This window comes from Pontibacter liquoris (assembly GCF_022758235.1).
GTDB lineage: Bacteria > Bacteroidota > Bacteroidia > Cytophagales > Hymenobacteraceae > Pontibacter > Pontibacter liquoris.
In genome coordinates this window covers 2,178,952-2,200,887 of sequence record NZ_JALEBG010000001.1, presented here as the reverse complement: position 1 = coordinate 2,200,887, position 21,936 = coordinate 2,178,952, and the positions used below count along the sequence as shown (strand labels likewise).

General features: G+C 49.1%; 17 protein-coding genes and 2 tRNA genes. 12 read left to right on the top strand and 7 right to left on the bottom strand.

Features of this window, described 5'->3' with window-relative positions; genetic code table 11:
- Window position 1: 1 nt before the first annotated feature.
- From LWL52_RS09100 to LWL52_RS09090, 3 genes are all read left to right on the top strand, one after another.
- Entirely contained in the window at window positions 2–577 is a 576-nt protein-coding gene (locus tag LWL52_RS09100; RefSeq protein ID WP_242919030.1) for a WcaF family extracellular polysaccharide biosynthesis acetyltransferase, read from the top strand.
- 79 nt (window positions 578–656) lie between these two features.
- Window positions 657–1,466, top strand: coding sequence for a glycosyltransferase family 2 protein (locus LWL52_RS09095; protein ID WP_255748870.1), 810 nt, complete (start codon window positions 657–659; stop codon window positions 1,464–1,466).
- Between the two features lie 220 nt (window positions 1,467–1,686).
- Window positions 1,687–3,006, top strand: coding sequence for a nucleotide sugar dehydrogenase (locus LWL52_RS09090; protein WP_242919028.1), 1,320 nt, complete (start codon window positions 1,687–1,689; stop codon window positions 3,004–3,006).
- A gap of 1,112 nt (window positions 3,007–4,118) precedes the next feature.
- Here LWL52_RS09090 and LWL52_RS09085 read toward each other — a convergent pair.
- Together LWL52_RS09085 and LWL52_RS09080 are read right to left on the bottom strand one after the other, a co-directional pair.
- Window positions 4,119–4,192: transfer RNA gene (locus tag LWL52_RS09085), tRNA-Asp, on the bottom strand.
- A 54-nt stretch (window positions 4,193–4,246) separates the two neighbouring features.
- Window positions 4,247–4,320: transfer RNA gene (locus tag LWL52_RS09080), tRNA-Asp, on the bottom strand.
- A 222-nt stretch (window positions 4,321–4,542) separates the two neighbouring features.
- On the opposite strand from LWL52_RS09080, the gene LWL52_RS09075 reads away from it, so the two are divergent.
- The 6 genes from LWL52_RS09075 to LWL52_RS09050 all read left to right on the top strand — a co-directional run bounded on the left by LWL52_RS09075 (window position 4,543) and on the right by LWL52_RS09050 (window position 9,068).
- On the top strand, window positions 4,543–5,493 hold the full coding sequence (locus LWL52_RS09075) for an acetyl-CoA carboxylase carboxyltransferase subunit alpha (protein ID WP_242919026.1): 951 nt from the start codon (window positions 4,543–4,545) through the stop codon (window positions 5,491–5,493).
- A 177-nt stretch (window positions 5,494–5,670) separates the two neighbouring features.
- Window positions 5,671–6,513 (top strand): MBL fold metallo-hydrolase, encoded by an 843-nt coding sequence (locus LWL52_RS09070; RefSeq protein ID WP_242919024.1) that lies wholly within the window; start codon window positions 5,671–5,673, stop codon window positions 6,511–6,513.
- Window positions 6,514–6,515: 2 nt separating this feature from the next.
- Window positions 6,516–7,280: a patatin-like phospholipase family protein gene (locus tag LWL52_RS09065; protein WP_242919021.1), complete on the top strand. Its 765-nt coding sequence runs from the start codon at window positions 6,516–6,518 to the stop codon at window positions 7,278–7,280.
- Between the two features lie 91 nt (window positions 7,281–7,371).
- Window positions 7,372–7,998, top strand: a complete 627-nt coding sequence (locus LWL52_RS09060) for a hypothetical protein (RefSeq protein ID WP_242919019.1) — start codon at window positions 7,372–7,374, stop codon at window positions 7,996–7,998.
- A gap of 98 nt (window positions 7,999–8,096) precedes the next feature.
- Complete coding sequence (locus LWL52_RS09055; RefSeq protein ID WP_242919017.1) at window positions 8,097–8,651, top strand: 1-acyl-sn-glycerol-3-phosphate acyltransferase; 555 nt, start codon at window positions 8,097–8,099, stop codon at window positions 8,649–8,651.
- Window positions 8,652–8,708: 57 nt separating this feature from the next.
- On the top strand, window positions 8,709–9,068 hold the full coding sequence (locus LWL52_RS09050) for an MmcQ/YjbR family DNA-binding protein (protein WP_242919015.1): 360 nt from the start codon (window positions 8,709–8,711) through the stop codon (window positions 9,066–9,068).
- Window positions 9,069–9,375: 307 nt separating this feature from the next.
- Here the strand turns inward: LWL52_RS09050 and smc are convergent, their stop codons facing one another.
- A complete protein-coding gene (smc, locus tag LWL52_RS09045) occupies window positions 9,376–12,912 on the bottom strand; it encodes a chromosome segregation protein SMC (RefSeq protein WP_242919013.1) in 3,537 nt (1,178 codons plus the stop codon).
- A 363-nt stretch (window positions 12,913–13,275) separates the two neighbouring features.
- Here smc and LWL52_RS09040 point away from each other — a divergent pair, with 363 nt between their 5' ends.
- Complete coding sequence (locus LWL52_RS09040; RefSeq protein WP_242919011.1) at window positions 13,276–13,785, top strand: hypothetical protein; 510 nt, start codon at window positions 13,276–13,278, stop codon at window positions 13,783–13,785.
- A gap of 42 nt (window positions 13,786–13,827) precedes the next feature.
- Here the strand turns inward: LWL52_RS09040 and LWL52_RS09035 are convergent, their stop codons facing one another.
- From LWL52_RS09035 to pckA, 3 genes are all read right to left on the bottom strand, one after another.
- Complete coding sequence (locus tag LWL52_RS09035) at window positions 13,828–14,496, bottom strand: DUF4159 domain-containing protein (protein WP_242919008.1); 669 nt, start codon at window positions 14,494–14,496, stop codon at window positions 13,828–13,830.
- Window positions 14,497–14,525: 29 nt separating this feature from the next.
- Window positions 14,526–15,242, bottom strand: a complete 717-nt coding sequence (locus LWL52_RS09030; RefSeq protein WP_242919006.1) for a 16S rRNA (uracil(1498)-N(3))-methyltransferase — start codon at window positions 15,240–15,242, stop codon at window positions 14,526–14,528.
- Between the two features lie 140 nt (window positions 15,243–15,382).
- Window positions 15,383–16,996 (bottom strand): phosphoenolpyruvate carboxykinase (ATP), encoded by a 1,614-nt coding sequence (pckA, locus tag LWL52_RS09025; protein ID WP_242919004.1) that lies wholly within the window; start codon window positions 16,994–16,996, stop codon window positions 15,383–15,385.
- 215 nt (window positions 16,997–17,211) lie between these two features.
- Here pckA and LWL52_RS09020 point away from each other — a divergent pair, with 215 nt between their 5' ends.
- Window positions 17,212–18,654, top strand: coding sequence for a peptide MFS transporter (locus tag LWL52_RS09020; RefSeq protein ID WP_242919002.1), 1,443 nt, complete (start codon window positions 17,212–17,214; stop codon window positions 18,652–18,654).
- Window positions 18,655–18,814: 160 nt separating this feature from the next.
- Window positions 18,815–19,408, top strand: coding sequence for a hypothetical protein (locus tag LWL52_RS09015; RefSeq protein ID WP_242919000.1), 594 nt, complete (start codon window positions 18,815–18,817; stop codon window positions 19,406–19,408).
- 856 nt (window positions 19,409–20,264) lie between these two features.
- Here the strand turns inward: LWL52_RS09015 and groL are convergent.
- The gene (groL, locus tag LWL52_RS09010) at window positions 20,265–21,899 is read right to left on the bottom strand and encodes a chaperonin GroEL (protein ID WP_242918998.1); all 1,635 of its coding nucleotides are present in this window, start codon (window positions 21,897–21,899) and stop codon (window positions 20,265–20,267) included.
- Between the last annotated feature and the right edge of the window lie 37 nt (window positions 21,900–21,936).

Below are 21,936 nucleotides of genomic sequence, written 5' to 3'. Positions count from 1 at the left end.
TATGCTAACCGACGAACAGCTAAAAGTGAACAAAGCCTGCTACAACAATGCCTGGTACGACACAGGCGCCGGTCCGCTGAAACGCTCCCTCTGGTTTGTGGTAAACGCGCTTTTCTTTATCAATCCGCTCAACCCGTTCCGCAAACTAAAAGTGTTTCTCCTGCGGGCATTTGGCGCTGAAGTAGGCATGGGAGTGGACATTAAGCCGGGGGTGAATATTAAATACCCGTGGTTACTTACCGTGGGAGATCATGTCTGGATCGGGGAGAAGGTATGGATCGATAACCTAACCCATGTGGTGCTGCACGCTAACGTAACGCTCTCCCAGGGAGCCATGCTACTGACTGGGAGTCATGATTACAGGAAGCCTGCTTTTGATCTGCTAGTAGCGGGCATTACGCTGGAAGAAGGCGTCTGGATCGGGGCGAAAGCCATGGTGTGTCCGGGCGTAACCTGCGGCTCTCACAGCGTGCTGGCCTCTGGCTCAGTTGCGACCACGGCCTTGCAGCCCTTCGGGATCTACCAGGGAAACCCAGCTACCGAGAAGCGCAAGCGGGAGATTACTTTTTTGCATTAAGAGAAACAGGCTGGAAATAGCCAGGGAGTGACTTTCGGGCTAATTAGAATTGAAGCATGTGCGCTATACTTGTAGCCTCATGCCATTACATCAAAAGTATAAGTATACTTTAACCAGACACATTCATACTAATCCTTCGGCTTCCGTGAAAATTTCACTGATCACCATTGTATACAACAACTGCGAAACCATTGCGGAGGCAATTGAATCGGTGTTGGGCCAGACGTACCCGCATATCGAGTACATTGTGGTGGATGGGAATTCTACCGACGGTACCGTGGCCGTGGTGAAAAGCTATGGCGCCCGTATCAGCCAGTTCGTCTCGGAGCCTGATCAGGGGCTGTATGATGCCATCAACAAAGGTATACTACTGGCAACAGGGGAGGTGATTGGGCTGCTGCATGCCGACGATATTTTTTTCAATGCAGAGGCGGTTGCTACCGTGGCGCAAACGTTTTTAAAACAGGAGACCGACAGCGTGTACGGCGACCTACTGTATGTACGGAAGGAGAATACCAATAACATTGTCCGTAACTGGGTTTCTGGAAGCTATAGGCGGGAAAAATTTATTTACGGCTGGATGCCACCTCACCCGACTTTTTACGTAAAGAAAGCCTGCTTTGAGAATTATGGCCTTTATAATACCCGGCTTAAAAGTGCTGCCGACTATGAATTAATGCTTCGCTTTTTGTACAAGCACCAGATCACCACCCGTTATATTCCGGAGAAGTTGGTTAAAATGCGTGTGGGCGGGAAAAGTAATGCTACGTGGAGGAACAGGATACGGGCAAACCGGGAAGATCAGGCTGCCTGGCACCTGAACGGACTGAAACCACACTTTTACACGCGTTTCCTTAAACCCCTGCGAAAGCTGATGCAGTACCTCTGAAATAAACGCCTGCCGCTTTATGCAGTATTGTTGTGCCTCCTGGCCGTAAGATATAGTATTTCGGCAGGTTTATGCGTTAGCAGTAGGATATCCAGGAAACAGTGGAAAGAAAAAGGTGCAATAAAAGCGTCCGTAAGCTCAACTAAATTTAGCTATAATAGTATATTCGTGTATATTAATATCTGCCTGTAAGGCATATGTTTCATCTGTCAACTTTAAAATGAGCAACAACGGAAACAATGGCATTGTCGATAATGCTAAGATTGCCATCATTGGATTAGGGTACGTGGGCCTGCCACTTGCCATCGAATTTGGAAAGAAGTATGATGTGCTGGGCTTTGATATCAATGCCGAGCGCGTGCAGGAATTAAGCGAAGCACGGGACAGAACGCAGGAAGCCAACATGGCGGATCTGGAAAAAGTGATCGGCTTGAAAAAGGAGGGAAAGAAAAAGATCGGACTTCATTTTTCGTCCGACAAAGAAGACCTCCGAAACTACAATACCTATATTGTAACAGTGCCAACGCCTATCGATCAGTTTAAAGCGCCTGATCTGCAGCCTTTGATCAAAGCCTCGCAAATGCTAGGCAGCGTGCTGAAAACCGGTGACGTGGTGATCTATGAATCAACCGTTTACCCGGGCTGTACCGAAGAAGATTGTGTACCGGTACTGGAGCGCGTATCGGGTTTGAAGTTTAATAAGGATTTCTTTGCCGGCTACTCGCCGGAGCGGATTAACCCAGGTGATAAGATCAATACCCTGACCAAGATCAAGAAAGTGACCAGCGGCTCCACCCCAGAAATCGCCTCGCGTGTAGATGATCTGTATCGCTCTATTATTGATGCCGGCACGCACAAAGCGCCTAGTATAAAAGTAGCCGAAGCTTCCAAAGCCATCGAAAATGCCCAGCGCGACGTGAACATTTCGTTTGTGAACGAGCTGGCTCTCATTTTTGATAAGATCGGCATCGATACGAATGATGTGATCGAGGCGGCAGGCACCAAGTGGAACTTCCTGAAGTATAAGCCGGGCCTGGTAGGCGGGCACTGCATTGGCGTGGACCCCTATTACCTGGCGCATAAGGCCGAATCGCTGGGCTACCATCCGGAAGTTATTTTATCCGGCCGCCGGGTAAACGACAACATGGGACAGTTTGTAGCTGATAAAGTGGTGAAGCTGATGATCAACAAAGATCACAAGATCAAAGGCTCGCGCGCATTGATCATGGGCTTTACTTTCAAAGAAAACTGCCCGGACGTACGCAATACCCGCGTGGTGGACATTTACCACGAGCTGACGCAGTTTGGTCTGCAGGTAGACGTTTATGACCCTTGGGCGGATGTGGCAGAAGTGGCACATGAGTATAACATGCAGATCTTAAATAAGCTGGACGAGCACGTGGTATACGATGCCATTGTAGTGGCTGTAGCGCACAACGAGTTCCTAAACTTCGATTACCTGAAGTATAAGCGCAACAACGCGGTTATTTTCGATACCAAAGCCTGCCTGGACCGAAGCCTGGTAGATGCTAGGCTGTAAGGAATAAATTAGCGCAAAGATTTTATCAAAAAGCCTGGAGATGATTTCTTCAGGCTTTTCGTTTTATAGCAGGACACTAAATTATTTTTTGCCTTTATCGGCATAAGTTTTAAGAACGTCGTGATGTTCTCATACTTTGTTTTATACTTCTCGGCTATACTTGCTAGCGGCTGATCTACAAGTAAGATATTCCGGTTATACTTGGTAGTGGCTGTTTGAGGCTACTTTATGCTTTTGCTATACTTGATAGCTGCCTTTCTTCCTCAGCTAATTGCTTCCGGCTATACTTATTAGCTAACTATATTCCTCAGTCTTATACTTGTCTTGTTTCACTTTTAGCTTTGGAGCGCTCCAAGCCCGCGCGGGCTCGTCCTTGGGTATCGCGCTGTGGCGTGAAGCTGCCCTAGCGGGCTGCCTTTCAGGCACCGCAACACACCAAGGCGCTCTACCCAAGGACTGGGATTAGTTTTGATAGCTACGGCTTATACTATGCAACTTAAATCCTGTAGAGACAGGTCGCAACCTGTCCGCGCAATGGCAGCCGCTTTGAAAGTTTAGCTTGAGTATAAACCTCTCCTCCTTGTCTCTTTCTTCTTTGTCATCCTGAAAGGATCATGGTGGAAGGGAGATGAAGCTTTCACTATGCAAGTATACTGTCTCCCTCCATCAGCCAAAAGTCCCCCTTTGAAGGGAGGAGGGAAATGTTCTTTTTTCACTTAAACTATACTGTTCATATTTCAGAAAACTGTCATTTCGAACAACGTGAGAAATCTGATACTGAATCCTGAAAATATTTCAAACAGATCTCTCCTTGCGTCGAGATGACAACATGGAAAAGAGTAACTCTTTACACAACATTCCGAACTACACCGCTTATACTTCAACAATAGTAACAACATGCTCCTCTCCTGGGGGTAAAGGGGCCCCCCTTTGAAAGTCAAGGAGGGCAGGGGTGGTTGGACACGATATTGCAATGCCTATACATGAATAAGAACCAACTACAGATCTCACTTTCCCGTGTAAGAGGCTCATTAGTAAATGGAGAGGGCAGAACTGAGGTTACGAACACCCATAAAACCAAAAAAGCCTGAAGATTTCTCTTCAGGCTTTCGCGGTCTGGACGGGACTCGAACCCGCGACCTCCGCCGTGACAGGGCGGCATTCTAACCAACTGAACTACCAGACCAAGATTTTAAACTAAGCGCTTGGTGCGCTGTGTGCGTTACCGCAGTATTACCTGCGGTCTGGACGGGACTCGAACCCGCGACCTCCGCCGTGACAGGGCGGCATTCTAACCAACTGAACTACCAGACCGTTTTGTTTTTCTCCAGCGCTTTTCGTTAGAGTGATGCAAAGGTATATTCTTGATTTTAATTCTGCAAGAGCAAAGCATCTTTTTCAGGCTATATTTTGCCTTAAAAGGTGTAAATGCTTCATTCACACGCTCATTATTTTTTTATCTGGCAGAAATCGTAATCTTCTCTGTCACCATTTCAGGAAACTCTTAAATTTGTAACTGAAACTAGCGAAAGAACTATGCTTTTAGATTTCGAACAGCCCATTGCTGCCTTGGAGGGCAAACTGCAGGACATGAAAAAACTGGCTTCCGAAAGCCAGGTCGATGTGTCGGAGGCAGTAAAGGCCCTGGAGGAGAAGATCAAGACCCTGAAGAAGGAAACCTATGCCAACCTGACCCGCTGGCAGCGTGTGCAGCTCTCGCGCCACCCCGACAGGCCCTATACCTTAGATTATATTAACGGCATTACCGATAAGTTTATCGAGCTGCACGGCGATCGCACTGTAAGCGACGACAAAGCTATGGTGGGTGGTTTCGGTGAAGTGGATGGCCGCAGCATCATGTTTATCGGTCAGCAAAAAGGGCGCAACACCAAGCAGCGCCAGATGCGCAATTTCGGGATGGCAAACCCCGAGGGTTACCGCAAAGCACTCCGGCTGATGAAAATGGCCGAGAAATTCAACCGTCCCATCGTCACGCTTATCGACACGCCCGGTGCTTTCCCCGGCCTGGAAGCAGAAGAACGCGGACAGGGCGAAGCCATTGCCCGTAACCTGAAAGAGATGTTCATGCTCAAAGTGCCGGTAATCTGTATCATCATAGGAGAGGGAGCCTCTGGTGGCGCGCTGGGCATTGCCATTGGCGACCGCGTGATGATGCTGGAGAATACCTGGTATTCGGTGATCTCGCCTGAATCATGCTCGTCTATTTTATGGCGCAGCTGGAACTACAAAGAACAGGCAGCAGAAGCCCTCAAACTTACAGCTAAAGACATGTTGCAGCATAAGCTTATCGACGGCATCATCAAAGAGCCCCTCGGTGGCGCTCACCTGGAGCCTGAGAAGATGATGCGCATGTTCAAAAAAGAGCTCATTAAACTGCTGGACGAGTTGGAAACCATAGATTCCGGCGACCGCATTATGCAACGCATCGATAAGTTCTCGAATATGGGCGTGGTGCTGGAAAGCTAAAAGTTAGAAAGGTATAGGTTAGAAAGTTAGAAAGCCAAAGGGGTAGTTTATCATAATCTTTGGCGAATCTAACTTTTCTTCAACTCGCACGGCCTAATCAAAGTATAAGCCACCAGCAAATACCGAAACATTATAACTTTCTAACTCTCTAACCTTTTAACTTTCTAACTTCTACCAATGCAGTTACATGTAATAGATACAGGGTTTTTTAAGTTGGATGGTGGGGCCATGTTTGGCGTGGTGCCTAAAACACTGTGGCAGCGCACAAACCCTGCTGATGAGAATAACCTATGTACCTGGGCCATGCGCTGCCTGCTGATTGAAGATGGCGACCGGCTGATCCTCATAGATAATGGCATTGGCACCAAACAGGATGCCAAGTTCTTCAGCCATTATTACCTTCACGGCGATGCTTCGCTGGAGAAATCGATCAAGCAGGCTGGCTTTGCGCCGGAAGATGTAACCGATATGTTTCTGTCGCATCTGCATTTTGATCATTGCGGTGGCGGCGTGAAGTATAACGCAAGCACGGGAGCTCCGGAGCTCGCTTTCCCGAATGCCACCTACTGGTCTAATGCCGCGCATTGGGAGTGGGCTACAAAACCCAATGCCCGTGAAAAAGCCTCGTTCCTGAGAGAAAATATTTTGCCGATGCAGGAGAGCGGCCAATTGCAGTTTATAGATCCGGCAGCACCATCTCCTTTTCCGCAATTCGATATTTTCTATGCCGATGGGCACACGGACAAAATGATGGTGCCTATCATACCTTATAAAGGCAAGAAGGTGGCGTTTATGGCCGATCTGCTGCCTTCCACAGGGCATATTCCGCTGCCTTATGTAATGGGCTATGATACCCGCCCGCTGTTAACCTTGGATGAGAAAGCTGCTTTCCTGGAGCAGGCCGCCCGGGAAGAATATGTGCTGTACCTGGAGCACGATGCGGTGAATGAATGCTGTACTGTGCAGCAAACCGAAAAAGGAATCCGCCTGGGCAGCACCTTTCCCCTGAACGAAGTATAAGCATGCGGATAGGACTAGCCTTGTCTGGCGGTGGCGCCAGAGGCATTGCACACCTGGGTGTATTAAAAGCATTTGATGAACTGGGGCTAAAGATTAGCATGATTTCCGGGGTTAGCTCGGGGGCTATTGCGGGTGTTTTTTACGCCGCCGGCTTTACGCCTGATGAAATCCTGAAGCTGATCAAAGAACTGAGCATCTTTAAGATCGTCCGGCCTACTTTTGGCAAGATCGGGCTGATGCACCTGGCTGAAGTGGAAAAGCTGTATAAGCAACACCTGGGCGAAAATGCTACTTTCGAAGATCTAAAGCTTCCTGTAGTGGTGAGTGCTACCGAGATGAACGAAGGCGTGACCGCCTACTTTTCTTCCGGTGAGCTCATCCGGCCACTGATGGCCTCCGCTGCCGTGCCTATCCTTTATCAGCCTGTTTCCTTTAACGGCAAGCTGCTCAACGATGGCGGGCTGCTCAACAACCTTCCCGTTGATCCGCTTTATAATAACTGCGATGTTAAGATTGGCGTGCATGTGAATCCTGTTAACCATCAGGCGCAGGTTACTTCTTTCCGGAGTATGCTGGAACGGACCGTGCTGCTTGCCATCAACAACAATGTGAAACTACGGATTCCTATGTGTGATATGTTGCTGGAGCCGCAGGAGCTGAAATACTACAGGCTGGTCAATTACCGGAAAGCAGATGAGATTTTTGATATCGGCTACCGCTATACCATGCAAATGGAACGGCATATTAAGCAGCTACTATATAAATAATCCTAAATTATAATTTTTGCTATAAAAATCTGTAATTTATAGAACATAACCTTTGCTGATTTACGTATAAGCTCAAAACCAATCCTGACTTATGCGTTCATTTTTATTCCTGCTCTTTTTTCTGCCCATCACCCTTTTGGCGCAGGAAAACAAAAGTTTCATCATGAATGCCAAGATAAAGCAGGGTTCCATCCTGATTGGGGGTACCCTGAATGCCACGGCTGATAAAATGACTGATGAGTTGAGCCTCCCCGGCCAGACGGTAGAGGGCACCAAGATACAGGCCATGCTGCAGGCTAAAAACGGCTATTTTCTGCTCCATGATTTCGCCGTTGGACTCAACATCACCATGAATCATGAAAGCCTGAAAATTACCTCCAATGCCGAGCAAAACAAACCTTTCCGGAAAACCATGCTGCTGGCAGGGCCCTTTACGCGCTATTACCTGGATAACGGGGTATTTGGTGAGCTCTCGCTTGAGATGGGCTTGCTAAACTTTTCGACAGGCGAGAAGAACAACCTGTACGCGGGTGCGCTGGGCGTAGGCTATGCTTACTTTTTTAATGAAAAGTTCTCGCTCGAGCCCCTCCTTTCCGTGCGTTATTTCAAACAGATCGAAAACGGAAAGTCTTACATCACTTATGGACCTATGCTGGGCTTTGGCGTACAGGCTTATTTGCTTCGCAAAAGAGCAAATGTTATCAAGCAGGCCTTGTAAATAGGGGTATGTAGGAATTTATACCTTATATTTAAGCTGCCATTGACCCTGCTGCTGAGGAGCGGTAACGGTGACAGGCGCTTATACCTACATAAACCATGTTTGCAAAATATCTATCCAAGCTCATCTTTAAAGTATCGGGCTGGACATTACACGGGGGGCTTACTCCCGAGAACAGACGCTGTGTGATGGTGGCTGCCCCACATACCAGTAACTGGGATTTTATCTATGCCCGCGCTGCCTTTTACCTGATGGATGCTCCGATTCGGTTCACAATCAAAAAGGAGTTCATGGGCTTCCCTTTCGGCGGCTTGCTCCGGCGCATGGGCGCACTGCCCATCGACCGTTCCAAAAACACGCGCATGGTAGATGCCATGATCAGGATTTTCGATGAGCGACCTGGCCAGGACATGTGCGTGATGGTAACCCCGGAAGGCACCCGAAAATACCAGCCCCGCTGGCGCCGTGGGTTTTATTATGTGGCCGAGGGGGCAGGCGTTCCGATCGTGTTGGGCTACCTGGATTATGCTAAAAAAGAAGCAGGTATCGGACCAACCATTTATCCTTCAGGTGATTTTGATGCTGACCTGGAGAAGATCCAAGCCTTTTACCGTACTAAGTCTGGGCGCTTTCCTGAAAACGGCGTTCGCTAGGTATAGACTCAAGTTTCTTTCACAATAAGCTATTCTTTTTATACTTAATATAAATCAATGGACATAGAAAAGCTGCGCGAATGCTGCTTGCAATTACCCGGCGTAAGCGAAGACATCAAGTGGGGCGCTGATCTTTGCTTTTCGGTAGCAGGCAAGATGTTTTGTGTCACTTCGCTGGAAGCACCCCATGCGGTATCGTTTAAAGTAAGAGAGGAAGAGTTTGACGAGCTTTCCAGCTCACCGCAAGTGATTCCGGCACCCTACATGGCGCGGAACAAATGGGTGCAGGTGCAGGAGTGGGGGCGGTTATCTATGCAGGAGTGGGAATCTTATGTTAAGCAGTCGTATGAATTGGTACGATCCAAACTCCCGAAAAAAATACAGCATCAACTGTTTTTGACAGAGCAAGATCGTTAGTGACATCAACTAATTACCTGATTCACTAGCCCAAGAATTAGCTTGTGTTGCCAGGTAAAACAAGATTAGAAGTGATAAACCTTTGCTTGATCTTTTTTTTACAAGTATACTCTAATCAGGGTAGTAAGCACAAGTTGACACATGCCCCAGGATAGTAGGTGATTCACCTTCATGGACGGATTAGGGTGGGTTTATACTTACAGAGCATTTGTAAATTGCTACCTGAGGTAAAAAATAGAAATAAGTATAAATGAAAAGAGCCGCAGCTAACGTTTTAGCTGCGGCTCTTTTTTATCGAAAGATTATACTAAGCGATCTGCCTTAAGTCTACAGGTATAACGCGGGAGATACCGGCTTCGATCATGGTGATGCCATACATTACATCGGTCGAGGCCATGGTGCGCTTGTTGTGCGTTACCACAATAAACTGCGAGTCCTGCGAGAATTTGCGGATAATGTTGTTGAACTTGTCGATATTGGCATCGTCGAGCGGGGCATCCACTTCGTCAAAAATACAGAATGGTGCCGGCTTGAGCAGGTAAATCGAGAATAGCAGCGAGATAGCTGTCAGCGTTTTCTCGCCTCCAGATAGCTGGTTGATCGTAAGCGGGCGCTTGCCTTTTGGCTGGGCCATGATCTCGATCTTGGATTCAAGCGGGTTGCTCGGGTCGGAGATCACAAGGTCGCAGTTATCCTCTTCGGTGAACAGGCTGCGGAACACAAGTATAAAGTTCTGCTTTATCTGGTTAAAGGCATCCATGAACTTCTCTTTGGCCACCGAGTCAATTTCGTTGATGGTGTCGATGAGGATGTTCTTGGCATTAACCAGGTCGTTGCGTTGCTCAGTAATAAAGGTGTTCCGCTCCTCGATCTCGGTATAGGCTTCGGCCGCCATGGCGTTTACCGGTCCCATTTTATCGAGCGCACTTTTGGTTTCTGCTATGTGCTTGCTCAACTCATCATTCGAGAGGGGTATCAGCAGTTCGGCTTCCGGTGCCGGGCTGGCAAAGTCTTCGTCCGAAATATTGAATTCTGCTGCCAGGCGCTCTTTTATAGCCACCAGCTTGAGCTGCGTATCGTTTTTGGCCTGCTGCATGCGCATCAGCAACTCATCGGCATTCTGGCGTTTGCGTTGCAGCTCCCGGATCACTTTCTCTTTCTCGTCCAGCTCGCCGCGCAGGCTAAAGTATTGCTTCTCGATCTCCTCCAGTTCATAGCCATACTCGCGGCGGGCTTCCACCATTGTTTCCACCACGGCCTGATTTTCGAAAATAAAGCTATCTGCTCCGGCAATTTCCTCTTCCGATTTTACCAATTCCTGTTTAAAACCGGTGATGCGCTCCTGGTTTGTTTCTACCGTTTTCTGCTTGTAGCTGATCTCCTGCTGCAAACTGGCCAGGCGGTTCTTCAGGTGATGGAACGTAATGTTTTCCTGGTTATACCTGCCCGAAATCACCGCGATCTGTTCCTGCTGCTGATTGAGCTGGTTGGTGTAAACGGCCAGTTCTTCTTCCAGGCGCTGCAATTCCTGCTGGTCTGCCGCTGCCTGCGGCGACACTTCCTGCGTTTGTTCCCGCAGGGCGTAGAGGCGCTCCTGCAGCTCGTCCTGCTTCTGATCGAAGTTGCGCTGGTTTTGCTGGTGCTGCTCATGCTTGATGCGCACAGTGAGCAGGTCCTGCTGCAAACGGGCTACTTCTTTTTCGATCAGTTTGATGGGCTCTTTCTGCGACTCTCCTTTATAGTTAAGCAGGATCTGGTTTTGCGTGTTAATGCGGCTCTGCAGCAGGTCTACCTGTTTGGTGAGCGCGGCTACTTCCTCTTCCAGTTGCGCCAGGTTTTGCTTGCGGCCTAACCGGTTACCATCGAACAAGCCCACAGTACCGCCGGATAAGCTCAGCGGCTTTTTGATGGCCGAGCCATCTTTAAGAATAATCGTGCGGTAATCTTCAGAAGAGAAATCGTCTTCCGTATCCTCGCTGATGTATACGTTGTTGAGCATATACTTCAGCAGGCTGCCATACTTCTTATCTGCCGAAACCACCTCGTAGGCCGCTACCAGTTTGCCTTCGCTGAAAGTGGCCGTTGGCTCCAGCTCTTCCACTTCGGAGAGGATGATGAAGTTGGCGCGCCCTTTGTTTTCCTGCTTCAGCAGGCTGGTTGCTTCCAGCGCATCAGCTAGCGAATCTACCACAAAGAAGTTCATGTAGGGCTCGAGGTAACTCTCGATAAGCGGCTTATAATCAGGCTTGCTGGAGATGATATCAGAAAGGAGAGGAGCCCGCTTGGACCAGCCTTCTGCCTGGCACAAAAACTTGATCGCTTCCGGAAAACCTTCCATGTTCTCGACCAGCGAGCGGGTCAGGGTATACTGATTCTGGCGGGCGTCCAGCATCCGGTTCAGGTCTACCAGTTGCGTTTTAAGCGCTTCAATATCATGCTCTGTTTTTTCGATGCTCTCCAGCAGCGACTCTTCCCGGGCCTGCAATTGCACAAGCAAGGTGGTGCGCTCTTCCAGGTTAAGCTGCGCCTCCTGCAGTTGCTCCATAAATAAACGGGCATCTTCGTCGGCGGTGAGCTGCTGCTGCTGCATACGCTCCAGCTCCAGGTTTATACTTTGGATCTGCACCTGGCTGATCTCCAGTGATTTGTTGAGCTGGTATACTTCGTTCTGCTTTGCTTTCTGCTGCTGCGTCAGTTCCTGGAAGGCATCCTGCAGCGTCATCTTTTGCTCGTTTGCTTCCTGCACCTGCTCTTTCAGCTCGCCAACCTGTTCCTCGGCGTCTGCAAACTGCTCCTGCACGGTTTCCAGTTCCTCGCGTAGGTCAGCTATACTTTGCTGGGTATGGTCGAGGGTAGCCGTATCCTGGCTTATCTGCATGCGCAGCTGCTGCACGCGCTCTTTCAGAAACAGGCTGCGCTCGGAACGTAGCTTGATATCATTTTCCAGCTGGCGCAGTTTTGCCGTTTGCACCTGCATGGATTTCTGCATCTCGGCCAGTTGCTCCTGGGTCTGGTTCAGTTCCTGCTTCTGGTCTGCAATAGCTTCTTCCGCTTCGGTAACAGCCGCAATATAGTTTTCCTTTAACGTGCTTTCCTGCTGCACATCCTGTTCCAGGCGCTCCAGCGTTTGTTGAAACTGGGATACATTGCGCCGCGCATATTCCAGGCTGTGTTTCTTGTAATCTTCTTTCAACTGGAAATACCGGATGGCCTGCTTTGCCTGCCGTTCCAGCGTTTTCATGTTCTTGCCGATCTCGAAAAGCACATCTTCCACGCGTTCCAGGTCAGCGTCGGTTTCTTCCAGCTTTTTGAGGGTTTGCTTTTTGCGCACCTTGAACTTCGAAATGCCGGCGGCTTCCTCGAACAAAAGGCGGCGGGAGTTTTCCTTATCGTTCAGGATCTCATCCACCATTTTCAGCTCGATGATGGCGTAGCTGTCCGAGCCGATGCCCGTATCCAGGAAAAGCTCGTTGATGTCTTTGAGGCGGCAGGTGACGCCGTTGAGCATATACTCGCTGTCGCCGTTGCGGTAGTATTTGCGGGTTACCGTTACCTGCGAGTACTCGGTGGGCAGCACGCCACGGTTGTTGTCGAACGTGATCGACACCTCGGCCAGCTGCACCGGTTTACGGGTTTTGGAGCCGTTAAAGATCACGTTCTCCATTTTATCAGAGCGCAGGTTGCGGGTTTTCTGCTCGCCCAGCACCCAGCGGATGGCATCCACAATGTTAGACTTGCCACAGCCGTTTGGCCCTACAATCCCGGTTATGCCGTTATCAAAATTGATAACAACCTTGTCCCCGAAACTTTTAAATCCTTTGATTTCTAATCTTGATACTTGCATTCGCGTTAGCGGAAATCTATAAACCTAACTCAAAAATAAGGGTATTTTAGTTACCTGCATGAACCGAACGCCTGATTTCTGAGAAGTGGTGCAAAGAAATTTATACTTTGGCCCCTGTTATAGAATGGAATCCTTCAAATACAGCGCTATGGCGCAGTTTGTATCTTTCTGCTGCTGGCATTTTGCAGGGGCTGTTTTTGGAAGAGCAAAGTATAACCTCAGCGCCAGAGCTGCCCGGTGCGGGAAGAACCCGCTGCACAGTAAAAGGCGTTTAATGTGTGGTATATGGAGCGCCTAACTAAGCCGGACCCACCATTTGTATCGGGCTGCTTTATTGCTTATCTTGGAATAGAAAAATACGCTATGGAAGATTTCAAAATCATACTTTATATTTTACTCGGGGTTGCCTATCTGATCTTTACCAAGTGGCTGAAAGCGTTTAAAGGACCCGACGACGCCCATCTACCCGAGGACACCCGCTATACTTCCAAAGGCAAACCGCTGCAGCCTCCCAGGCCAGCTACTTCGCTGGAAGACATGTTGCGGGAGCTACAGCCAAAAGCGCAAAAGCCGCTGGCAAAAGGAGAGGTGCTGGTACAATCGGCCAAAGAAAAGGTGCGGCAGGAACTTACACCCAGGCCGCAGCCCGTAGTGATAAATTACGAGGAAATGCCTGTTAGAGAGTTATCGTGGGAGAAGCCGGCAGAGGCCCGGCAAGTGTTACGGCAGTCGCAGCAGCGCCGGCAGGTAGCTTTCAATGCTTACGATAAAGTCCAGGCCAAGCAGCAGCCCTACAAAGAGCTTTTGCGAAACCCGACCACAGCCAAAGATGCTTTTATACTATCGGAGATATTTAAGCGCAAGTATGAGTGAGCCGGAGCAGGTATAAATTACGGTAAACTGGGTAAAATCTTCTTATTGATAATGGGTGAGCACATAGGTTAACAGGTTGGCTCCCATTTGCAGGGCCTGCTGCCTTTTGGCTTCCGGATCGTTGTATACTTCCTGGTCTTCCCAGCCATTGCCCAGGTCCGTTTCATAGGTATAAAAGCACACCAGCCTGCCTTCGTGAATGATGCCAAAGCCCTGAGGCGGCTTGTTATCGTGCTCGTGTATTTTGGGCAGGCCGTGCGCAAACGTAAATTTCTGCTTGTAGATCGGGTGATCAAAAGGCAATTCTACAAACTCGTGTTCGGGGAAGACCTTCTTCATCTCCCGCCTGATAAATTTATCTAAGCCATAGTTATCGTCGATGTGCAGAAAGCCGCCGCTTAGCAGGTATTTGCGCAGGTTCTGCGCTTCTGCATCCGAAAAAACAACGTTCCCGTGCCCCGTCATATGCACGAACGGGTAGCTGAACAATTCCGGGCTTCCGACCTCCACCACCTCATCTTCGGGGGCGATGTTCATGTTCAGGTTCCGGTTACAAAATTGGATCAGGTTGGGCAACGAAGTTTTATTGGCATACCAGTCGCCGCCGCCGTTATACTTGAGCTTGGCAATTTTAAAGCCCGGGTTCTGGGCCAGCAATTCAGGCGCTGCCACAACGGCAAAGAGCAGAAACAGGAGGATGCTTTTTTTCATAATCCGGTGCTTTAAACGTTCGCCATACTTTATAACGGGGCCAGCACATCGTGCAGTACATGTAGCGTGTGGCAGGCCACCAAAGCGGCCGTTTCGGTACGCAGCCTGCTTTTGCCCAGCGTAACCGGCCGGATGCCGGCATTATAAGCTAGGGCGATCTCCTGCGGAGAGAAGTCTCCTTCGGGCCCGATGAGGATGCAGTGCGGCTGCCCGGGCTTATAAAATTCCTTTATACCTTTGGTGGCATCATCTTCTAAATGAGCGATGAATGTCTGCTCGGGCTGGCAGGTCTGCACAAAATGCTGAAAGGGCACCAACTCATGCAAGAGCGGGAGGTAGCCTTTCTGCGACTGCTTCATGGCGCTTACCGCTATCTTTTCCAGCCGGTCCAGGCGCAGTTGCCGGCGTTCCGAATGCTCACACAACAGAAAAGTGATCTCGTTTATACCTATCTCCACGGCTTTCTCCACAAACCACTCCATCCGGTCCAGGTTCTTGGTTGGCGCCACGGCAATATGAATTTCGTGTGGCAGCTTGTTATACTCCAGCTGTTTTTCAATGATCTGCAGGCTGCATTTTTTAGGGTGCGCATCCTGGATGATGGCGGTATAAAGCCCGCCAACGCCATCTACCAGCGACACCATGTCGCCCTGTTGCAGCCGCAGCACACGGGTGCAATGCTTCGATTCTTCCTCATTCAAGGTATAGGTATCGGTTTTCAGGTCGGGTGTATAGAAGATGTGCACGGGCAGTCGGGGCTTAAGGGCGTTAGGGGCAAGTGGCTATATAATATACGAAGGTATAGAATTTGCGCCTATGGAAAAGCCTTAAACAAAAAAAGCCTCCCCGCAGGTTGCGGAGAGGCTTCAAAGATAAGATTGCGGAGTTATGCGATTGCGGCAGCGTGCGGCGCGCCTGCCAGGATCTCCTCACTGGCATAATCGGCATACTTAGAGAAGTTCTTGATAAAGGAAGCTGCAAGTTCCAATGCCTTTGCATCATAAGCGTCTTTGTCGGCCCATGTATTGCGCGGGTTCAGGATATCGGCTGGCACGTTTGGGCAGCTGTCCGGAATGGCAACCTGGAAGATCGGATGCATGGTATACGCCACCTGCTCCAGGTCACCTTGCAGGGCGGCCGTGATCATGGCGCGGGTATAGGAGAGTTTCATGCGGTGGCCGATGCCATAAGGACCACCCGTCCAGCCGGTATTGATCAGCCATACATTCACATTGCTTTCCTGCATTTTGCGGCCGAGCATTTCGGCATAGCGGGTGGGGTGCAGCGGCAGGAAGGCGGCGCCAAAACAAGCCGAGAAAGTGGTTTGAGGCTCGGTGATGCCTACTTCGGTACCGGCTACCTTAGCCGTGTAGCCCGAAATGAAATGGTACATGGCCTGGCTGGTGTTCAGCTTCGAAACAGGAGGCAAAACCCCAAAGGCATCGGCTGTCAGGAAAAAGATGTTCTGCGGGATACCTGCCCGGGAGGGCTCCACAGCATTGGCAATATGATCGATCGGGTAGGCTGTGCGGGTATTTTCCGTAACAGACTTGTTGGTATAATCTACGGTGCGGGTGCCAGGCACAAAGCGGGTGTTTTCTACAATGGCCGGAAACGTGATGGCATCCCAGATCTGCGGTTCTTTTTCCTGGGTCAGGTCGATTACCTTGGCATAACAACCGCCTTCAAAGTTAAACACGCTATCGTCTGTCCAGCCATGTTCATCATCGCCGATCAGGCCGCGGTTCGGGTCAGCAGATAAAGTAGTTTTACCGGTACCGGATAAGCCAAAGAAAATGGCTGTATCGCCATCTTGGCCTACGTTGGCCGAGCAGTGCATCGACAGGGTATTCTTTTCCTGTGGCAGCATGTAATTGAGTACGCTAAAGATCCCTTTCTTAATTTCGCCGGCATACCCGGTGCCGCCGATCAGGATGGTGTTCAAGGTAAAGTTAATGATGGCAAAATTGGACTGCCGCGTTCCATCTACTTCCGGATCCGCTAAAAACTCTGGCACGCAGATGATGGTGAAATCGGGCACATGGCTGGCAAGCTCCTCCGGCGTAAGGCGCAGGAACATGTTATGGCAGAAAAGGTTTTGCCAGGCTTGCGTGTTCACAATGCGCAGGTTTAAGCGGTAATCCGGGTGGGCGCCGGCATAGGCATCGCGCACATATAGTTTGCGGTCTTTCAGGAAATCCACCATTTTCTTTTGCAGCAGGTCGAACTTTTCCGGGTCAAACCCAATGTTGATGTCGCCCCACCAGACAGTATCCGCCGTTCGCTCGTCTTTGACAATGAAACGGTCTTTGGGAGAACGGCCGGTAAACTTACCCGTATCGCACATCAGCGCGCCGGTATCCGTTAAATAGCCTTCTGCATTTTTAATGGCTTCTTCCACCAAAGCTGCAGGAGGCAGGTTCCAGAGTACTTCTTTTGCTTCCAGAATGCCTAGGGTTTCCAGACCAACTGCATTTGATTTTACGCCAGTTTCTTTCATGTGATGTTTTTAGGTTTTAATAGCGAAGTGGATGTTTCAGAATTTTAGCACAAAAGTATAAAAATTAATATGAGTAAGTACATACTCATTCAATCATTTTACTGCGTTTTGATAAGGTAGGATTCAGAAAATATTTGCCGGGATGCGTCAAAAAAGATATATTTACTTTTTATTTAAGGTTAACGAATCACACTAACCAACTTTTATAAACATTTATGTCTGGAAATCAAAATTCCCTTACCGAAGAGGTAAATGACAGCTACATCCAAGATGATGCAGTGGCAAAGGGAAAGCAAAAGCATCCGAAAGGGCTGTACCTTTTGTTTTTCACGGAGCTTTGGGAGCGCTTCAGTTACTACGGTATGCGTGGTCTGTTAACGCTTTACCTCTCTAAAACAGTCATCGAAGGCGGGTTGGGTTTTAGCGAAGCTAACGCCACCCTGATCTACGGCTGGTTCACCGGCCTGGTATATCTTACGCCTATCGCCGGCGGATGGTTAGCCGATAAGTACTTAGGCCATCGGCGCGCGATCCTCATCGGGGGTGTTACCATGGCCCTGGGCCAGTTCAGCTTATTTTCGACGCCTTACATAGGCGTGGAGATGACGTATCTGGGGCTTGCTTTGCTGATTCTGGGGAACGGTTTCTTTAAACCTAACATTTCATCTATTGTGGGTAACCTGTATGCACAGGGCGACCCGCGCCGCGATTCGGCATTCACCATCTTCTATATGGGTATTAACGTGGGCGCGTTCTTTGCTCCGCTTATCTGTGGTTATCTTGCCGAAGACCTGTTTGCCACCAAAGCCATTGTGAATGGCGTAGAGCGCGTAACGCATTACGGATTCCAGTTTGGTTTCCTGGCAGCCGGTATAGGCATGGTTATCGGCCAGATCGTATTTAACACACTTGGCCAGAAATACCTGGGGGATATTGGTCTGAAGCCTGTAAAAGTGGAGAATGATGCTCTGACAGGGAAACCCACCAAAACCAAGCTTACCAAAGAAGAAGTGGACCGTGTATCGGTTATCTTTATCATTACCGTGTTTGTGATTTTCTTCTGGGCCGGTTTTGAGCAGGCGGGCAGCTCCCTGACGCTTTATACCGACAAGTATATTGACCGTGAAGTGTTTGGCTTCCTGATCCCGACTTCCTGGTTCCAGTCTGTTAACCCGCTGTTTATTGTAGCGTTTGCTCCGCTTACAGCCAACCTTTGGATCTACTTATCCAAGCGCGGCAAAGACCTAAGCATTCCAACCAAAATGGGCGTTGGTATGATTCTGCTCGGAATTGGTTTCTTCTTTATGGTGGGCGCTGTGATGCAGCGTGGCGGCGTAGAGGATGAAGCGGTGAAAGCAAGCATCATGTGGTTGATCGCCACATACTTCTTTCATACAATCGGTGAGCTTTGCCTGTCCCCAATCGGACTGTCGATGGTAACACGCCTGGCGCCGGTTACGCTGGTATCGATGCTGATGGGTGTGTGGTTCCTGGCGCCGTTTGTGGCCCAGATCGCCGGTGGTTACATCGCTTCTTATGTAGAAGAGCTTGGTGCATTCACCATTTTCTCTACTATCGGCGTATTTGTGATTGTAGCTGGTTTGATACTGGTGGCCCTTACCCGCAAGCTGATGTATATGATGCACGGCCGCGGATAATCTCTGGCTTTAGTATAAATTCAAAAGCTCCTGTCGTGGTAACGGCAGGAGCTTTTTTTATGAACCAAAATGCGCACGCATCGTTTTAAAATTCGGCTCCTTCAGATAAAATTAACGACAGCTGAAGGAAAGAACAAGGACAAGTATAGCTGTATTCCGGATGCAGAGACTCCAAACATGGTACGTGCCGGCGCTGATTTGCCTGCTGCTTGGCGCCTGCCAGGGCGACGAGGAGGAGGCTACCGCCTCACCGGAGCCCGCACCTGTCGCAGTAACCTACCTGATCAAAAAAGGACAACATTATGCCACATCCAATCCTTTCCGGAAAACAGCGGTTTTAGAAATCCGCTTTGAAGTGACGTTTGATAGCTCGGCCATTTATACCACAGCAGATCCTGCCAATCAAGGCGATATCAATAAGCTTTACGGGGTAGCTGATTGCGGCCAAGCACACCAGCAGAACAGCGCCAGGTTTGGCTGGCGTTGGTATAACAACCAGCTCGAACTGCATGCTTATACTTATGTGGACGGCAAACGGCAGTCGGCTTACATCGGGAATATGGTGATCGGGCAGAAGACAGCTTGCACACTGACGATGGGCGAGCGCTCCTATACCTTCTTCTTGCATGACAAACAGGTGACGCTTCCCCGTTCCTGCGCAGGAGTAGCAGCAGGCTACCAGTTATATCCTTACTTTGGTGGCGACGAACCCGCGCCGCACGATATCACCATCTTGATCCGGGAAATGAAGTAGCCTTTTTATTTTTGCTTTTACTAATATAGGAGAGAGCTCGGCTGAGGGTTCTTGCTATAGAATTAGAGAAGTAGTACCGGGTCCAACCGCTCCTGACCCCGCTTGGCTAAGGAGGCAGGCCTGTCATTGCTTATGTTGAAGTATAAACGCTGTAGTTTTGGCCTAATAAACTTTCCACCAAGATCCTTTCAGGATGACAAAAATAAAGAAGTCAGGAGAGAAGGTTCATACTTATACTTAGGCTATACTTTCATTGCGAATGCTATTGGGCGGACAGGTCGCGACCTGTCCCTACAAGGGGCTGATTGCAAAATACAGTAGCTAGCGAACAGGTCTCAGTCCTCGGGTTGAGCGCCTTGGTGTGTTGCGGTGCCCGTCAGGTCAGCCCGCAGCGCGAGCGAGGAGCAGCTTCACGCCACAGCGCGAAACGAAAGGACGAGCCCCCGCGGGCTTGGTGCGCTCCAAAATAAGAAATGAAACGAGGCAGGTATAAGACTGAGGAATACAGCTTGCTAGCAAGTATAGCTACAGTTTAAACTGAAATTAAGGCAGCTACCAAGTATAACCGGAAGTATAAAACTACGGAAGAAAGGCAGCTAGCAAGTATAACCAAAGTATAAAGGAGCATCAAAGGCTAGCTAAGAAGTATAGCTGGAAATATATAATCAGTGAAATAGCTGCAACTAAGTATAGGCACAAGTATAAAACACAGCAATACAGCGGCCAGCAAGTATAGCCTCAAGTATAAACCGAAGCATTTACCAGCAACTACCAAGTATAAAGGCATCACATACAAAAACACCCTGCGCCAAAACTGACGCAGGGTGTTTTTGTATGATTAAATAAGAATGGCAGATTACATCATACCGCCCATTCCGCCCATGCCACCTGGCATTGCCGGAGCGCCTTTGTCTTCTTCAGGCTCTTCAGAAACAACACACTCAGTAGTCAACAGTAAGCCTGCAATAGAGGCTGCGTTTTCCAGCGCAAGACGTGTTACCTTAGTTGGGTCAATGATACCGGCTGCAAACAGGTTCTCATACTTGTCTTCGCGGGCATTGTAACCGTAATCGGCTTTGCCTTCGCGCACCGCCTGTACCACTACAGAGCCTTCGCCACCGGCGTTAGCCACAATTGTTCGCAGCGGCGACTCCAGTGCAGTTCTAATGATTTGAACACCCGTCTGCTGGTCAGCATTTGCTACTTCTACGTTTTCTAACGCATCCAGCGCACGGATCAAGGCCACGCCACCACCTGCTACAATACCTTCTTCTACGGCAGCACGAGTTGCATGCAAGGCATCATCCACACGGTCTTTCTTCTCTTTCATCTCAACTTCTGTAGAAGCACCGATGTAAAGGATGGCAACACCGCCGGATAATTTTGCCAGACGCTCCTGCAGTTTCTCTCTGTCATAGTCAGAGGTAGTAGACTCCATTTGCGATTTGATCTGGTTGATACGGGCCACGATATCATCTTTCTGACCGGCACCGTTTACCAGGGTAGTGTTGTCTTTGTCGATGATCACTTTCTCAGCCTGGCCTAAGTAGTCTAGTGTAGCGTTCTCCAGTTTGTAACCGCGCTCTTCTGAGATCACAGTACCGCCAGTCAGGATAGCGATATCCTCCAGCATAGCTTTTCTTCTGTCGCCAAAGCCTGGGGCTTTTACAGCAGCAATTTTCAGCGAACCGCGCAGTTTGTTTACCACCAGGGTAGCCAAAGCTTCGCCGTCCACATCTTCTGCTACGATCACCAGGCCTTTACCTGTCTGAACAACCTGCTCCAATACCGGAAGTAGTTCTTTCATGGTAGAAACTTTTTTGTCGTAGATCAGGATGAAAGGATTGTCGAAATCGGCTTCCATTTTCTCAGCGTTAGTCACGAAGTATGGCGACAGGTAACCGCGGTCAAACTGCATACCTTCTACCGTTTTCACTTCTGTTTCCGTGCCTTTTGCTTCTTCTACCGTGATCACACCGTCTTTACCAACTTTGTCCATGGCATCGGCAATCATTTTACCAATTTCAGGATCGTTGTTGGCAGAGATAGTACCTACCTGAGAGATCTCGGAAGAATTCTCGATCTTTTTAGACTGAGACTTCAGGTTCTCTACAACAGCCGAAACGGCTTTGTCGATGCCACGCTTCAGGTCCATCGGGTTTGCACCAGCAGCTACGTTCTTGATACCGGCTGTATAGATGGCCTGGGCAAGTACAGTTGCTGTTGTAGTTCCGTCACCAGCCTGGTCAGCAGTTTTAGAAGCTACTTCTTTCACCAGCTGAGCACCCATGTTTTCGATAGGATCTTTCAGGTCGATCTCTTTCGCTACCGATACACCGTCTTTGGTGATCATCGGCGCACCGAATTTCTTATCGATGATAACGTTGCGGCCTTTAGGACCTAAGGTTACTTTTACGGCATTTGCCAGTTTGTCTACGCCCGACTTGATCTTGGTGCGTGCGTCTGTATCAAATGTGATGTTTTTAGCCATAATATTAAGATTTTGTAATTACGTTAATGAGATAAGA